Source organism: Azonexus sp., assembly GCF_049652925.1.
In the GTDB taxonomy this organism is placed as follows: Bacteria; Pseudomonadota; Gammaproteobacteria; order Burkholderiales; family Rhodocyclaceae; genus Azonexus.
Window position 1 is genome coordinate 216,083 of the sequence record NZ_JBASFI010000024.1, and the last position, 13,924, is coordinate 230,006.

Consider the following 13,924-nt stretch of genomic DNA (forward strand, 5'->3'; position numbering starts at 1 on the left):
CGGATTTGATGGCGGTCAAGGAGCCTCTCGGGCGGCTACCCCGAGAATGGCTCATTCATTCGCCATTGAGTCGCCCATGACCACCATTCGCAGTTTCATGACCGAAGATCATCGCCGTTGCGATGATCTTTTTGCCGAAGCCGAGCAAGCCGTCGGCAAAGGCAGTTTTGACCTGGCCCGCGCCGCCTTCGGGCATTTTCATTCGGCCATGCTGGCGCATTTCGACAGCGAGGAAAAAACGCTTTTCCCGACCTTCGAAGCGAAGACCGGCATGCGCATGGGGCCGACCCAGGTCATGCGCATGGAGCACGAGCAACTGCGCAGCCTGCTTGACGATGCCGCCGAGGCGCTGAAGACGGCCAATGCCGAGGATTACCTCGGGCTGGCCGATACCCTGGTCATCATGATGCAGCAGCACAACATGAAGGAAGAGAACATGCTCTATCCCATGTGCGACCAGCATCTGACAGCTGAACTGCCGGCCATTCTCGAACGGCTGGAAACGGAACTTTGCGAACAATGAGCCACGCCAAGACCCCGCACGTCGTCGACGCCCGCTACATGGAGCCGCCCGGCCCATTCGTGGCCACCATGGAAATGCTCGACACACTCAAGGACGGCGAGAAGATGTTGCTGCTCCTCTTCCGCGAGCCGCACCCGCTCTACAAGGTGCTGCGCCAGAACGGCCATGCGTACGAAACCGAGTTGCTGCCCGACGGCACCTTCGAAATCCTGATCTCCCGCTAGACCAGCCGCTTCCCTCGACAATTCACGCTCCATGCAAGCGATGCTGGCCTTCGAGAACGCGCCGCCCTTCGCCGCACCGCTGCGTTTCTTCCTGACGGCGCCGCTCTTTGCCGTGCTGGCCGGCCTGCTTGTCGCCTTCGAAGGGCCGGATATCTTCGCCTCGCGGTGGACGCCCGGCGCCCTCGCGGCGACGCACCTGATCACCATCGGCTTCATGCTCCAGGTCATGCTCGGCGCGCTCATCCAGATTTTGCCGGTAGTCGCCGGCGCCAGTCTCAAACGGCCAGTGGCCGTGGCCCGGATCGTCCATGTCGGCCTCTCGGCCGGGGCGCTGCTGCTGGCGGCCGGTTTTCTCTTCGGCGCGCCCGCGCTGCTCGGCATCGCCGCTTTCATGCTCGCGCTGACCGTGCTGTTTTTCCTGGCCGTGACTGTCAGCGCCCTGATCGCAGTCCCGACAACCAGCCCGACCATCCGCGGCATCAAGTTCGCCCTGTTCAGTCTGGCCGGCGTGGTCGGCCTCGGCGCCGTCCTCGCCCTGGCGCTAGCCTATGGCTGGCCCTTGCCCCTCATGGCGCTGGCCGACCTGCATGCCGGCTGGGGGCTGGGCGGCTGGGCCGGTGTCCTGCTCGCGGCGATGGCCTATGTCGTCGTGCCAATGTTCCAGCTAACGCCCGGTTACCCGGCGCGCGCCAGTTGGTGGTTCCCGGTCTTCATGCTGGCCATGCTGCTTTTGTGGAGCGTTGGCGTGCTCGCCGACTGGCCGCTGCTCGTCCGTCTCGGCCAGCTTGGCGCCGCACTGGCCGGCATCGCCTTCGCCGGGCTGACCCTGCGCCTGCAGGGCAAGCGGCGGCGGGCGCGGCCGGATGCCACCTACCGCTACTGGCAACTCGGCCTGATACTTTTCATTTTTGGCCTTTTTTTCCTGTTGACCGTGGCAATCCTGCCCTCAGCTTCCGACATCGAAGGCTGGACGCTGATGTTCGGCGTTTTGCTCATTGCCGGCGGATTCATCCCCTTCATCACCGGCATGCTCTACAAGATCGTCCCTTTTTTATCCTGGATGCACCTGCAGAACTGCGGTCAGGCCAAGGTGCCGGCCCCGGCCATGAACAAGATTCTCGCCGAGCCAGCCATGCACCGGCAGATGCTGGCTTACGGCGTCGCCCTGGCCCTGCTGCTCGCCGCCATCTTCATCCCGGCCTGGCTGGCCCGCCCGGCCGGTCTGGCCTTTGCCGTGGCCAATGGCTGGCTGTGGTGGAACCTGGCCGGCGCCATCGGACGCTATCGCCAGCACTTCGCCGAAATCGAGGCTAAACTCGCCGCCAGGCCGGCAACGCCATGAGCTACCTCGTCCTCAAACACCTGCATATCACTTGCGTTGTGCTCAGCGGCCTCGGCTTTTGCCTGCGTGGCTGGTGGATGCTGCGCGAATCGCCGCTGCGCCAGCACCGGCTGACGCGGGTTCTACCGCACATCGTCGATACCCTGCTGCTCGGCAGCGCGCTGACGATGGCCTGGCTGAGCGGCCAGTACCCGTTCGTGAACGGCTGGCTGACCGCCAAGCTCTTCGGTCTGCTCGCCTACATCCTGCTCGGCATGATGGCGCTCAAACGCGGCCGGACCCTGGCCATCCGCGTGCGCTACTTCGGGCTGGCCGTGCTGGCCTACGTCTACATCGTCAGCGTGGCGCTGACGCGCAGCCCGCTGCCTGGCCTCTAGTCCTTACATTCGCCCCAGCTTGCGATACAGCGTGTTGCGGCTGATGCCGAGCTGGCGGGCGGCTGAGGAGATGTTGCCGCCAGCGGCGTCGAGGGCGCGCATGGCGGCCTGACGGCTGATGGCGTCCATGCTGTTGGCGCCTTCGAGCGGTGCCGCAGCCCACGGGTCGAAGGCTTGTGGCGCGTTGGGGGCACTGGCGATGATGGTTTCGAACAGCTCTTCCGGCAAGTGGCTTTCGGTGATCAGCGATTCGTCGTCGTCGAGCAGGGCGATGGCGACGCGGATGACGTTAAACAACTGGCGGATGTTGCCCGGCCAGGCGTAATTCTCGATGGCGTGCCGGGCCTTGTCGGAGAAACGCACCTGCAGGCTGCGGGTGGTCGTTTCCGAGGCGGCAATCTTGGCAACCAGGGCGCTGATGTCGGTCCGTTCGCGCAGGGCGGGCATGGTGACGCTCATGCCGTTGAGGCGGTAATAAAGGTCTTCGCGGAAGGCGCCGCGGGCGACTTCTTCGCGCAATTTGCGGTGGGTGGCGCAGACCAGCGAGATATCGACCTGAATCGCCCGTGTGCTGCCCAGCGGCGTGACGCAACGCTCCTGCAGTACGCGGAGCAGGCGGGCCTGCAGGTTGAGCGGCATGTCGCCGATTTCGTCAAGGAAGAGGGTGCCGCCGTGCGCCTGCTGGATCTTGCCCGGCGCGCCTTCCTTGCGGGCGCCGGTGAAGGCGCCGCCTTGATAGCCGAACAGTTCGGACTCGATCAGGGTTTCCGGGATCGAGGCGCAGTTGAGCGCGACGAAGGGGCCGGTGCCGCGCGGGCCGCTGTTATGGAAGCCTTTGGCGAACATTTCCTTGCCGGCGCCTGATTCGCCCTGGATGAGGATCGGGATGTCCTTGCCGAGAATGCGCCGGGCCCGTTCGATGGCGGCCTGCAGGCGGGCGTCGCCGGTGTTCAGGGTGTCGAGCGTCGGGCCTGACGGGGCGGCGGTTTCGGGCCGGCGCGGAGCGCGCAGACTTGCTGGTTCGTCGTAGACGCGGCCGGCCACGGATAGCGGCGGCAGTTGACCGCGCAGCTGGACGTGTAGGGATTTGCCATTGACGTTGATCTCGTAGCTGCCGAATGGCGTATGGCGAAGACGGTCGACGAGCGCCGACAGGTTGCTTTCGAAAACCATCGAAAAGTCGCGGCGCACAGCGTCCACCTGGCGGATGCCGAGCAGCTCTGTGCCGTTGCGGTTCATGGCGAGCACCTGGCCATCCGGCGAAACGGCGGCGATGCCTTCTTTCGGGCTGCCCAGGTAGTCGGCGCGGCTGTGGAAGCAGACGAGGATGTCGCGGGCGTGCATCGACTCGAACAGGCGCTTTTCGACGATGGCCGACGACATCCGGACCAGGCCCAGGGTGTGGCGCTGATAGCTGCGGTAGTCACCGGAAATGTCGAGGACACCGATCAGCCGGCCGTCCGGCCCGAAGATCGGGCTGGCGCAGCAGGTAAGGAAGCCGTTGTGTTCGAGGAAGTGTTCGCCGCCGAGGATGGAAATGGGAATTTCTTCCGACAAGGCGGTGCCGATGGCGTTGGTGCCGCGCTGGTTTTCGTCCCAGGAGGCACCGGCCGACAGCGCAACGCGGTCGGCGCGGCCGACGAAATCGGCATCACCGACGGTTTCGAGGAGCAGGCCGTTGGCGTCGGCCAGGATAACCATGCTGCCGGATTCACGGATCTGCTCGTAGACATGCTCCATGATCGGCCGCCCCTGAGCGAGCAGGAAGCGGTTGCGGTCCTGTTCGGTTTTGAGCGCTACGCGATCCATGGCCTCGACGGCCGGGATAGCATGGGCATCGCCCAGCCCGAAGCGCCGGCAACGTTCCCAGGAACGAAGGATGACCGGATCGATCAAACCATCGGGCAGGGTGCCCTGATCAAAAAACAGTTGCCTTGCCTGTTCCAGGCGCTGGCCGTGAATTTCGGCCAATAGTTGAATTTGTCCCATCTCTCCTCCGGCGACTTCTCTATCTGTATTTATAGTTTTGTTGCTTCATAACGTAACACCTGCCCTTTTTATTAGCAATGATGCGAGCAGTGCGCTACACCTTTCAGCAAATGCCGTGCCATGCGCTGGCAAATGTGACTGTTTTCGCACCGTCTCTGGCGAAAGCCGGTGGCCAAGGGATTTTCCGGTTTGCCTAGTGAGCTGGCACAGGGTTTGCAGATGTCTTGTCACAAAGGCAGTAACCCGCAATCAAATAAGGAGACATTGTGAAACATCCCTTCCGACACCTCGGTGCTGTTGCCGCAGCCCTTTTCATTTGCACAACCGCGCCACAGGTTTTTGCTCACGGTGACGTCGTACCACAGGCCGTCGATACGACCGGGCTGAAAAACCTGGGCGCCGATTTCCTGCCAAGCAATCCTTTTCGCAAGGATAAGACCGCCATCCGCATTGGAGATTCCGCCTACAACCAGAATTGCGCCCGTTGCCATGGCCTGGGTGGCATCTCCGGCGGCATCGCCCCGGACCTGCGCTACCTGCCGCTCGGCGATGAAGGTGATGAGGTTTTCCTGCCCCGCATCCGCAAGGGGGCCGTTCGCGACGGTCGTGTCTATATGCCGCCGTTCGAGGGTACACTGAGTCAGGAGGCCATGTGGGCCATCCGTACCTGGCTGGAAACCGTCCATGAAGAATGATCGTCGTCTCTGGCTGAAGGCACTGGCCACCTTGCCCATGGTTGCCGCCTTGCCGGCGCTGGCCGATGGCCTTGAAACGATTCGCCAGCGCGGTCGTCTGCGCGTCGCGGTGTATAACGATTTCCCGCCGTATTCGATGGCCGGCGGCAAGGGTATCGATGCCGACGTCGCCCGGGCGATTGCTGCCAAGCTCGGCCTGACGGCCGAAGTCGTCGGCTACAACGCCGACGAGGACATGAACGATGACCTGCGCAACATGGTCTGGAAAGGCCATTACTTGGGCACCCAGCCATCCGACGTCATGATGCACGTGCCGGTCGACGAGTATCTGGCGCGGTCCAACGACAAGGTCCGCATCTTCGGCGCCTACCACGTCGAAACGCTGGCCTTGGCGCGCAATCCGGAGCGTGTGCCGAAGCCGCTGTCCGGCTCGGCGGCTGTCGCACTGGAAATCTTCACGCGCGAGAAGATCGGTGTCGAAACCGCTTCGCTGGCCGACTCCTTCCTGCTTGGCGTGCTGAATGGCCGCCTGCGCGAAAACGTCGTGCATTTCAAGACGGTGGCCGAAGCCGCCAAGGGTATGGCCGACGGTAAGGTGGCGGCCGTACTGGCGCCGCGCGCCGAACTTGAAGCGGCGACCAAGGGGCAGGGCAATCTCGTTCTGGAAAGCCCGAAATTCGCCGAATTGAAGATCGACAGCTGGCCGCTTGGCATGGCCGTCAAGGTCGAGGATCAGGCGCTGGCCGAGGCCATCGGCGGGGCGCTGGTGGCATTGAAGAATGACGGCACGATTGCCGACATCTTCAAGCGCAACGGCATTTCATATCAGGCGATCTGAACATGCGCCCGCGCCTGCCGAAACTCCTGCTGGTCACGCTGATTGCGGCTTTCGGCGGCGCTGCACTGGCCGCGCCGTTTGCCTATGTACCGAATGAAAAATCGGCCACGGTCAGCGTCATCGACACCGCCACCGACCAGCGTCTCAGCGACATTCCAGCCGGTCAGCGGCCGCGCGGCATTGCCGCCGGCGCAGGGCGGTTGTATCTGACTGACGGCAAGACGGGCAGCCTGCTGATCGTCGATACCGTTGCCGGCAAGCTGATCAAGACCGTCCCGGTTGGCGATTCGCCGGAAGGCGTCAGCCTCTCGGTCGATGGCAAATTGCTCGCCGTGGCGGTCGAGGACGACAACAGCGTCGTGCTGCTCGCCGCGCCGCAGGGCAAGGAACTGGCGCGCATCAAGGTGCAGGGCAAGAATCCGGAACATGCCGTGTTCAGCCCGGACGGACGCTGGCTCTATGTCAGCGCCGAAGAGGCGGAGCAGGTCGATGTCGTCGATGTGAAGGCCCGCAAGCAGGTGGCCAGCATCCCGGTCGGCAAGCGGCCGCGCGGTATCGGCTTCCTGCCCGACGGTAGCCGGGCCTATGTGGCCAGCGAAATGGCCGGCAAGGTCTACGCCATCGATGTTGCTGAACGCCGCGTCATCGCTGAAATCCCCGCTGGCCAGTACCCTGCGGGGATTGCCATCCATCCCGATGGCAAGCGGGTTTTCGTTTCCAACGGGCGCGACCCGTCGGTGATGGCCATCGATGTTGCCAGCAACACCGTCGTCGCCACCATCGAGGTCGGCAAACGCCCGTGGAACATGGCCATCACGCCGGACGGCGCCAAGCTCTACGTGGCCAATGGCCGCTCCGGTACGGTTTCCGTCATCGACACTGCCAGCTACAAGAAGCTGCCTGATATCGAAGTCGGCGAACTGCCTTGGGGCGTCAGCATCCGATGAGCGGTCAACGCTACACGCTGCCGGCCATCGTGCTCCATTGGGCGCAGGCCATCGTCGTCATCTGGCTGCTCTGGCTGGGGTGGACCATGGTCGATCTGCCCAAGGGCGCCGAGCGCAGCGCTGCCTACAGTCTGCACAAATCGCTCGGCCTGCTCGCGTTGTTGCTCATCTTCGCCCGCCTGGCCTGGCGCCGCGGTCATACGGCCCCCAAGCCGCTAGTCACCGGCTGGGAGGCCAAACTGGCCACGGCGGTTCATCACGCGCTTTATGCCCTGTTGTTCATGGCGCCGCTGGCCGGCTTCCTTGCCTCGTCCTTCACGCCCTACGCCATCAAGTTCTTCGGCATCGAACTGCCTAAAATGGGCTGGCCGGACGAAACGCTCAACGGCGCCTTCAAACTGGGCCACGTTGTTTTTGTCTGGGGCCTCGCCGGCCTGATCGGCCTGCACATCGCCGGCGCACTCAAACACCTGTTCAAACGTGACGGTACGCTGCAACGCATGCTGCCCGGCGGTTTGTTCAAAAATGGAACAGCTGCTCCACAGCGGAGCAAGATGCTCTGACCAAAGTAATAGCCATTGCTACGGTCAACCGGGAAAAACAGCCAAAATTCAAATTAATCGCCACCTTCGGGTGGCTTTTTTACGTGCCGTAGCGCACAGATGCGGTCTGAATATGCGTGATATTCTAAAAACCAAATTTGGCACGCAGCATTGGCTGGATAAACAGCCGTGAAATTTGTTGGGGCACAGTGCGTCGACTTTTCGCGTTCTTCCTGTGCCTCGTATTGAAGCCTGGTGCAGGCTTTCACCCATCAATACTCGTCCATTCGGGAGCCCTGACATGAAACTTCACTCGCTATTGTTGCTGATCATTTTGGCCGTGGTCGCCGTTTTCGCTGCCTTGAACTGGGGCGTCTTTCTTGCGCCTACCGAGTTATGGCTCGGCTTTACCTCGGTGCAAATGCCATTGGGCCTGTTGATGCTCGGATTGTTGGTCTTCATCACGGTGCTGTTTCTGATCTATGTCGTCTACCTGCAGGGTTCCGTTCTCCTTGAAGCCCGTCGCCACTCACGCGCCTTGCAGACCAACCGGGAGCTTGCGGACAGTGCCGAGGCTTCCCGCTTCACCGAATTGCGCGCCTTTCTTGATAGCGAATTGACCCGGCAAACGACGCTGAACGGCGAAGCGAAAGAGATGGTCCTTGCCAGAATCGACCGGCTTGAGCATGATTTCCGCTCGTTCACCGAACAATCCGGTAACACGCTTGCCGCCTACATCGGCGAGCTGGAAGACCGGCTGGAAAAAATCACCACGCTACCCCCCGTGCGCTAAGCCGTCGCGGCGCAGGGATTAGCAGACCTTCGCCAAAGGAGCGCACATGTCCGATCAAAAACTGCTTGGTAAACGGGTGCTGGTCACCCAGGCCGACATGTTCATGGGGCCGGTGCTGTGTGAGGTGTTTGCCCGCCATGGCGCGACGGTGATCGCCAATACGGCCTCGCTTGTTGATGTCGATGCGCCTGCTGCCATCGTCGCCGAGGCTGGGCGGGTCGATGTTCTTGTCGCCAACCTAGCTATTCCGGCGCCGGGCACGGCCGTCGCCGAGGTCGCCGAAGCGGAGTGGAACGACACCTTCGGGATCCTTGTCCATCCGTTGGCGCGGTTGTTCCGGGCCGTCTTGCCAGCAATGATCGCCCGCCGTTCGGGCAAGATTCTGGTCATGGGCAGCGCTTCGGCCCTGCGCGGCATGAAGGGGCGGTCGACCTACAGCGCGGCGCGCGGCGCCCAGCTGGCCTACGCGCAGGCCGTCGGCGTCGAGGTCGCACCGCACAATGTTCAGGTCAATGCCATTGCTCAGAACTTCGTTGAAAACCCGACCTACTTCCCGCCCGAGGTGCAGGCCGACCCGCGTTTTCAGGAACGTCTGAAGCGCGAGGTTCCGCTCGGACGGCTGGTCGGCGCGGAAGAGGACGCCGAATTCGCCGCCTATTTGTGCAGCGATCTGGCCAATTGCTTTGTCGGCCAGGTATTCCCCGTTTGCGGTGGCTGGGTGATGCGTTAATGCCTGATGTATAGACGGTGCACCGATCAGCAGGGTGTTGATTGAACCCTGAATCAGGTGATACAAGCCAGAGTTAATCGGTTTTGCGGATCAGACTCATGCGCTATCAGGGAAAAATAACGAGCTGGAAAGACGATCAGGGCTTTGGCTTCATCACGCCGAATGGCGGGGGTGAGCCGGTCTTCCTGCACATCAAGGCCTTTGCCCGGCGCGGTCGGCGACCGGTCGAGGGCGTGATCGTGACTTATGAGCACGCGACGGATGCCAAGGGCAGGGCTCGGGCGGAGGGCGTGGCGTTTCTCGAGTCGACGAATTCGCGGGTTGCGGCTTCGGGCTGGAAAAGTTCTGGCCGCGGCTTGCCGATGCTGGCCGTGCTGTTTTTTGCCTTCGTCGGTGCCTGTGCGCTGGCTGGCAAGCTGCCGCTGGCGGTCGTCGGCCTGTATGCCGGGGCGAGCCTGCTGGCTTTTGTGATTTATGCCTGGGACAAGGCGGCAGCGCAGGGTGGGCGGTGGCGGACGGCGGAGAATACCTTGCACATGATCGCCCTGTTCGGCGGCTGGCCGGGAGCTTTGATGGCGCAGCGCGTGCTGCGCCACAAGTCGAGCAAGGCGTCGTTTCAGACGACGTTCTGGGCAACGGTGCTGATCAATTGCGGGGTGTTGGCTTGGTCGCTGACGGCAAAGGGAGCAGGAGTGCTGCGCTCAGTTCTGGCCGGGGTGGCTTGAGGGCAGGCTGGCGCCGAAGAGGCACTTCTTGTTGCCCCGTCGGCTTCATCAGCCCTGCCTGGTTCAGCGTGAATTCATGGCCTGTTCGCTTTGCAGGGCGGCCTTCAGATCGGTGATCAGATCCTCGATGTTGCGCTGGGCATCGTAAAACTCCAGGTCGCCATCGTCGCTTTCAAGGACGACGTTGGGTTCGTCGCCATGCAGCGGCACTTGAACGTGCACGCCCTTGGTAAAGACGATCATCCCGTCCTCGCGTTTCGACGGTTCACTCAGGGCGGTGGGGGTAAATCCGAGCTTGTTCAGTTTTTCGGCTAAGGCTTGAGCGTTCATGTTTTTCCTTTTCTGAGAGTGGGGCGCTGCGCCAGTGAAGGGCGGCCAGGTTATTTCTGGGCGACGGACCAGATGAAGGCCTGCACATCGATCAGATCGCGCGGCATCAGGCCTTCTTCGAGCAGATTTGTGCGGACGTAGCTGTACAGCCGGGCGACTGCGTCGTAGGTCTTCCAGTTCGGGTCGGGCTTGTAGTTGATCCGCCAGCACAGGGCCTTGGCGGCATTCTGGATGGCGGTCGGCTTGATGAAGGCGGATTGCTGCGGGTGGCGGATGAAGCTGAACAGTGTCGCGAACTGCCATTTGTTCAGTTCCAGGATGCCGAGCGTGCGCAGGAAGTGCTTGAAGCGCGCCTCCTCGCTTTCTGTCCCGTAGAGCAGTTCGGCCAGGGCCAGGGAGAACAGTTTTTGGCAGGCGGGCAGTTCGAGGGCTTCGTGCAGGGTCTTGCGCTCGCTCTTGGTCAGCAGGTTGGCGCTGGTTTCGACGTGCCGGGCCCGATCGCAGACGGCATCGAAGCTGCCTTCGGCAATGAGCCGGGAAAGCTCGTCCTGGCTCAGCAGCTGGGCGCACATCTTTTGCCCGCGCATGTTGGCCTCGCGCACGGATTTGATGTAATCAGCATCCTCGAAGCCGTTCGGGTATTTGGCCATGAAGCGTTCAATCGCCATGGGAATGGTGACAAAGCTGTCGCCAACAATTTGCGAGGTTTCGATCAGGTTGTCGAGGAGGCGGTGTTTCGAGGCTGCCCCTTCGGCTTTCTCGAGTTTGATGAAGGATCGTGAGAGCCGCTTGCGGCCCGCGCCGACAAAAAACACATCAAGATTGTCGGGGGTTGCGCTAAGCACTTTGCCCAGACCCCATTCCTGCTGGTTGGGGTGCGTCACTCGATCGCCTGTGGTTAGGGTGCTCATCTTGCTCTCCGCTTCTTTTACCGGAAAAAGCGGCCAATTTTAACATGGGCGCCGAAATCCGGACCCGGCAGTGCAAACTGTTGCCTGTTCCGGCCCTTGTCGAACTGGCCCGGCCTTTCGATTTTGGCGGTTTTTTCGGGTTGACCGTGGAATTCGGCCTGCTTCGCAGAAACGGTGCAGCGCAGAGGGGGCGGGGCGCTCGGCCGGGGTCGTGACCGGCTTGGGGCCCGCGGTTTTTCATTCGATGGCCTGCGGCCATTCTTGTCGAGGAGTTGCTGTTCTCCCTTTGGGCGCCCGAAACCGGGGCGCCGTGTTGCTTATTCCAGTGCCAGAATCCACTGTACGGCGGCCTTGAGGTCGTCGTCGCTGATCTTGTCGGCCGGGTGGGGAATCATCGGGACCTGGCCCCAGTTGCCGGAACCGCCGTGGCGGACCTTGTCGAAAAGGACAGCGGCAATCTTGGTATCGCCCTTGTATTTGGCGGCGACTTCCTTGTAGGCCGGACCGACGCGCTTCTGGTCGACGGCGTGGCAGGCGACGCAGCGGGCTTTCTTGACGATGGCTTCGCCGTCGGCTGCATGGACCGGGGCAGCGGTGAACAGGGTGGCTGCGAGCAGAGGCAGCAGGGTAATGCTCAGGTGCTTGTTCATGTGGAAAATTCCTTGAATTAAACGAGGCCAGCCGCCTGCAATTCAGCCCATTCGGCATCGGTGAACAGTCGCGAACGGGTGTGGAAAGCCTTGCCGGTATTGCCTTCGAGCGAGAAGGTGCCGCCCGATCCGTCGATCACGTCGATGATCAGTTGCGTGTGCTTCCAGTATTCGTATTGCGAGGCGCTGATGTAGAAAGGCACGCCGCCGATGTCGCCGAGATGGACATCGTAGGCGCCGATGGTGAGGTCGGTAGGCAGGTAGCAGTTGGCAGCACTGTTGTCGCAGCAGCCGCCGGATTGGTGAAACATCAGCTCCGGGCCGTATTGCTGTTTCAGGAGCGCAATGAGTTCAAGCGTTGCCGGGGTGCAAATGACACGGTCGACCATGTTTTTCTCCTAAAAAAGGGGGGCGGTTGCCCGCCCCCGAAGAGTTGCCCGCAAAACTAAATGCGGCCAGTGGAGGAGATGCCCGGTTTAGAAGAAGCCCAGCTTGCTTTCGCTGTACGAAACGAGCAGGTTCTTCGTCTGTTGATAGTGGTCCAGCATGACCTTGTGGGTTTCACGGCCGATGCCGGATTCCTTGTAGCCGCCGAACGCTGCGTGCGCCGGGTAGGCGTGGTAGCAGTTGGTCCAGACGCGACCGGCCTTGATGGCGCGACCCATGCGGTAGGCGACGTTGCCGTTGCGGCTCCAGACGCCGGCGCCGAGGCCGTACAGGGTGTCGTTGGCGATTTCGAGGGCTTCAGCTTCATCCTTGAAGGTGGTGACGGCAAGCACTGGTCCAAAAATTTCTTCCTGGAAGATGCGCATCTTGTTGTGGCCCTTGAACAAGGTCGGCTGGATGTAGTAACCGCCGGCCAGGTCGCCTTCGAGCACGGCGCGGGCGCCACCGATCAGGCATTCGGCGCCTTCCTGCTTGCCAACTTCGAGATAGGACTGGATCTTGGTCATCTGCTCTTGCGAAGCCTGGGCACCCATCATGCAGTCGGTGTCGAGCGGGTTGCCCTGCTTGATGGCAGCGACGCGCTTGAGGACCCGTTCCATGAACTTGTCGTAGATCGATTCCTGGATCAGGGCACGGCTCGGGCAGGTACAGACTTCGCCCTGGTTGAAGGCGAACAGCACCATGCCTTCGATGGCCTTGTCGAGGAAGCCGTCATCCTTGTCCATGACGTCGGCGAAGAAGATGTTCGGCGACTTGCCGCCCAGTTCAAGCGTGGCCGGGATCAGGTTGTTGGCAGCGGCCTGGGCGATGACGCGGCCGGTGGAGGTCGAGCCGGTGAAGGCGATCTTGGCGATGCGCTTGCTGGTGGCCAGCGGCATGCCGGCTTCGCGACCGAAACCATTGACGATGTTCAGCACGCCCGGCGGCAGCAGGTCGGCGATCAGTTCGGCCAGGATCAGGATGGAGATCGGGGTCGATTCGGCCGGCTTGAGTACGACGCAGTTGCCGGCACCAATGGCCGGAGCCAGCTTCCAGGCCGCCATCAGGATCGGGAAGTTCCAGGGGATGATCTGGCCGACGACGCCGAGCGGCTCGTGGTAGTGGTAAGCGACGGTGTTTTCGTCGATGTCGGAGAGGGAGCCTTCCTGAGCGCGCAGGCAGCCGGCGAAATAACGGAAGTGGTCGACGGTGAGCGGGATGTCGGCGTTCAGCGTTTCGCGGATGGCCTTGCCGTTATCGACGGTCTCGGCATAAGCCAGGATTTCGAGGTTGGCTTCCAGGCGGTCGGCGATCTTCAACAGCAGGTTGGCGCGCTCGGCCGGGCCGGTCTTGCCCCAGGCATCAGCAGCAGCGTGAGCGGCGTCAAGCGCCAGCTCGATGTCTTCGGCGGTGGAACGGGCGACCTTGGTGTAGACCTTGCCGGTCGTCGGGGTGATCACGTCGAAGTATTCACCCTTGGTCGGGGCAACCCACTGGCCACCGATGAAGTTGTTGTACTGGGCCTTGTAGGCGATCTTGGCACCAGCGGCGCCGGGAGCTGCATAAACAGTCATGTTTGTCTCCAATGTTCTTGAATGAAGTTGCGATCGGGTAACTCGAAGCCGGCAGATTCGGTTGATTCGTGATGATGACCTGCCGTGGCTCGTGCCATCTAATGTGCATGCCCTGTGCCAGCCCTGCCATTTCCAAGGCCAACCGGAAAAAGAGGCTAATTTTCAAAGACTTGGTTTTGTGGCGATGGCGGTTGCCACGGCCTGGAGCAGGAAGTGCGTGATCAACTGCTCAACAGGTGTTCAGGAATGGAGCAGCTGCCAGCCAGCCGATGCGGCTGGAGGTTTCTGGAATTGCAACTATGCTTAAA

17 protein-coding genes are annotated in these 13,924 nt (G+C 61.9%); 11 read left to right on the top strand and 6 right to left on the bottom strand.

Annotated features, from left to right (window positions below; genetic code table 11):
- Positions 1-76 precede the first annotated feature (76 nt).
- Genes WBK19_RS13295 through WBK19_RS13310 form a run of 4 tightly spaced genes read left to right on the top strand, consistent with a single transcriptional unit; the run spans position 77 to position 2,466 of the window.
- A complete protein-coding gene (locus WBK19_RS13295) occupies positions 77-523 on the top strand; it encodes a hemerythrin domain-containing protein (RefSeq protein WP_494648561.1) in 447 nt (148 codons plus the stop codon).
- Positions 520-747, top strand: a complete 228-nt coding sequence (locus tag WBK19_RS13300) for a DUF2249 domain-containing protein (protein ID WP_511290455.1) — start codon at positions 520-522, stop codon at positions 745-747. The genes WBK19_RS13295 and WBK19_RS13300 overlap by 4 nt, the downstream gene beginning before the upstream one ends.
- A 31-nt stretch (positions 748-778) precedes the next feature.
- The gene (locus WBK19_RS13305) at positions 779-2,089 is read left to right on the top strand and encodes a hypothetical protein (RefSeq protein ID WP_511290457.1); all 1,311 of its coding nucleotides are present in this window, start codon (positions 779-781) and stop codon (positions 2,087-2,089) included.
- Positions 2,086-2,466, top strand: a complete 381-nt coding sequence (locus WBK19_RS13310; protein WP_511290459.1) for a SirB2 family protein — start codon at positions 2,086-2,088, stop codon at positions 2,464-2,466. The genes WBK19_RS13305 and WBK19_RS13310 overlap by 4 nt, the downstream gene beginning before the upstream one ends.
- 3 nt (positions 2,467-2,469) lie before the next feature.
- Here WBK19_RS13310 and WBK19_RS13315 read toward each other — a convergent pair whose 3' ends face one another.
- Positions 2,470-4,455, bottom strand: coding sequence for a sigma-54-dependent Fis family transcriptional regulator (locus WBK19_RS13315; protein ID WP_511290461.1), 1,986 nt, complete (start codon positions 4,453-4,455; stop codon positions 2,470-2,472).
- A gap of 266 nt (positions 4,456-4,721) precedes the next feature.
- Between WBK19_RS13315 and pedF the strand changes: the two genes are divergently transcribed.
- The 7 genes from pedF (at position 4,722) to WBK19_RS13350 (ending at position 9,725) form a co-directional block, all read left to right on the top strand.
- A complete protein-coding gene (gene pedF, locus WBK19_RS13320; protein WP_511290463.1) occupies positions 4,722-5,150 on the top strand; it encodes a cytochrome c-550 PedF in 429 nt (142 codons plus the stop codon).
- Positions 5,140-5,988: a substrate-binding periplasmic protein gene (locus WBK19_RS13325; protein WP_511290465.1), complete on the top strand. Its 849-nt coding sequence runs from the start codon at positions 5,140-5,142 to the stop codon at positions 5,986-5,988. The genes pedF and WBK19_RS13325 overlap by 11 nt, the downstream gene beginning before the upstream one ends.
- Positions 5,989-5,990: 2 nt before the next feature.
- On the top strand, positions 5,991-6,935 hold the full coding sequence (locus tag WBK19_RS13330) for a beta-propeller fold lactonase family protein (RefSeq protein WP_511290467.1): 945 nt from the start codon (positions 5,991-5,993) through the stop codon (positions 6,933-6,935).
- Positions 6,932-7,498, top strand: a complete 567-nt coding sequence (locus tag WBK19_RS13335; RefSeq protein ID WP_511290469.1) for a cytochrome b — start codon at positions 6,932-6,934, stop codon at positions 7,496-7,498. Before WBK19_RS13330 ends, WBK19_RS13335 begins: the two co-directional genes overlap by 4 nt.
- Before the next feature lie 280 nt (positions 7,499-7,778).
- A complete protein-coding gene (locus WBK19_RS13340; RefSeq protein WP_511290470.1) occupies positions 7,779-8,270 on the top strand; it encodes a hypothetical protein in 492 nt (163 codons plus the stop codon).
- A 46-nt stretch (positions 8,271-8,316) separates the two neighbouring features.
- The gene (locus WBK19_RS13345) at positions 8,317-9,000 is read left to right on the top strand and encodes an SDR family oxidoreductase (protein WP_511290472.1); all 684 of its coding nucleotides are present in this window, start codon (positions 8,317-8,319) and stop codon (positions 8,998-9,000) included.
- Positions 9,001-9,098: 98 nt separating this feature from the next.
- Positions 9,099-9,725, top strand: coding sequence for a DUF1294 domain-containing protein (locus tag WBK19_RS13350; RefSeq protein WP_511290473.1), 627 nt, complete (start codon positions 9,099-9,101; stop codon positions 9,723-9,725).
- A gap of 63 nt (positions 9,726-9,788) precedes the next feature.
- Here WBK19_RS13350 and WBK19_RS13355 read toward each other — a convergent pair whose 3' ends face one another.
- From WBK19_RS13355 to adh, 5 genes are all read right to left on the bottom strand, one after another.
- A complete protein-coding gene (locus WBK19_RS13355; protein WP_226497609.1) occupies positions 9,789-10,055 on the bottom strand; it encodes a hypothetical protein in 267 nt (88 codons plus the stop codon).
- Positions 10,056-10,105: 50 nt separating this feature from the next.
- Entirely contained in the window at positions 10,106-10,966 is an 861-nt protein-coding gene (locus WBK19_RS13360) for a DUF3553 domain-containing protein (RefSeq protein ID WP_511290475.1), read from the bottom strand.
- 317 nt (positions 10,967-11,283) lie between these two features.
- The gene (locus tag WBK19_RS13365; RefSeq protein WP_511290477.1) at positions 11,284-11,616 is read right to left on the bottom strand and encodes a c-type cytochrome; all 333 of its coding nucleotides are present in this window, start codon (positions 11,614-11,616) and stop codon (positions 11,284-11,286) included.
- A 17-nt stretch (positions 11,617-11,633) separates the two neighbouring features.
- Positions 11,634-12,005: a DUF779 domain-containing protein gene (locus tag WBK19_RS13370; RefSeq protein WP_511290479.1), complete on the bottom strand. Its 372-nt coding sequence runs from the start codon at positions 12,003-12,005 to the stop codon at positions 11,634-11,636.
- 87 nt (positions 12,006-12,092) lie between these two features.
- On the bottom strand, positions 12,093-13,616 hold the full coding sequence (adh, locus tag WBK19_RS13375; RefSeq protein WP_511290481.1) for an aldehyde dehydrogenase: 1,524 nt from the start codon (positions 13,614-13,616) through the stop codon (positions 12,093-12,095).
- Positions 13,617-13,924: the final 308 nt, after the last annotated feature.

What these genes read in the sequence shown, in the direction of transcription:
- WBK19_RS13295 (WP_494648561.1), top strand. Translation starts at nt 77, where the DNA reads ATGACCACCATTCGCAGTTTCATGACCGAAGATCATCGCCGTTGCGAT.
- WBK19_RS13300 (WP_511290455.1), top strand. Translation starts at nt 520, where the DNA reads ATGAGCCACGCCAAGACCCCGCACGTCGTCGACGCCCGCTACATGGAG.
- WBK19_RS13305 (WP_511290457.1), top strand. Translation starts at nt 779, where the DNA reads ATGCAAGCGATGCTGGCCTTCGAGAACGCGCCGCCCTTCGCCGCACCG.
- WBK19_RS13310 (WP_511290459.1), top strand. Translation starts at nt 2,086, where the DNA reads ATGAGCTACCTCGTCCTCAAACACCTGCATATCACTTGCGTTGTGCTC.
- WBK19_RS13315 (WP_511290461.1), bottom strand. Translation starts at nt 4,455, where the DNA reads ATGGGACAAATTCAACTATTGGCCGAAATTCACGGCCAGCGCCTGGAA.
- WBK19_RS13325 (WP_511290465.1), top strand. Translation starts at nt 5,140, where the DNA reads ATGAAGAATGATCGTCGTCTCTGGCTGAAGGCACTGGCCACCTTGCCC.
- WBK19_RS13330 (WP_511290467.1), top strand. Translation starts at nt 5,991, where the DNA reads ATGCGCCCGCGCCTGCCGAAACTCCTGCTGGTCACGCTGATTGCGGCT.
- WBK19_RS13335 (WP_511290469.1), top strand. Translation starts at nt 6,932, where the DNA reads ATGAGCGGTCAACGCTACACGCTGCCGGCCATCGTGCTCCATTGGGCG.
- WBK19_RS13340 (WP_511290470.1), top strand. Translation starts at nt 7,779, where the DNA reads ATGAAACTTCACTCGCTATTGTTGCTGATCATTTTGGCCGTGGTCGCC.
- WBK19_RS13345 (WP_511290472.1), top strand. Translation starts at nt 8,317, where the DNA reads ATGTCCGATCAAAAACTGCTTGGTAAACGGGTGCTGGTCACCCAGGCC.
- WBK19_RS13350 (WP_511290473.1), top strand. Translation starts at nt 9,099, where the DNA reads ATGCGCTATCAGGGAAAAATAACGAGCTGGAAAGACGATCAGGGCTTT.
- WBK19_RS13355 (WP_226497609.1), bottom strand. Translation starts at nt 10,055, where the DNA reads ATGAACGCTCAAGCCTTAGCCGAAAAACTGAACAAGCTCGGATTTACC.
- WBK19_RS13360 (WP_511290475.1), bottom strand. Translation starts at nt 10,966, where the DNA reads ATGAGCACCCTAACCACAGGCGATCGAGTGACGCACCCCAACCAGCAG.
- WBK19_RS13365 (WP_511290477.1), bottom strand. Translation starts at nt 11,616, where the DNA reads ATGAACAAGCACCTGAGCATTACCCTGCTGCCTCTGCTCGCAGCCACC.
- WBK19_RS13370 (WP_511290479.1), bottom strand. Translation starts at nt 12,005, where the DNA reads ATGGTCGACCGTGTCATTTGCACCCCGGCAACGCTTGAACTCATTGCG.
- adh (WP_511290481.1), bottom strand. Translation starts at nt 13,616, where the DNA reads ATGACTGTTTATGCAGCTCCCGGCGCCGCTGGTGCCAAGATCGCCTAC.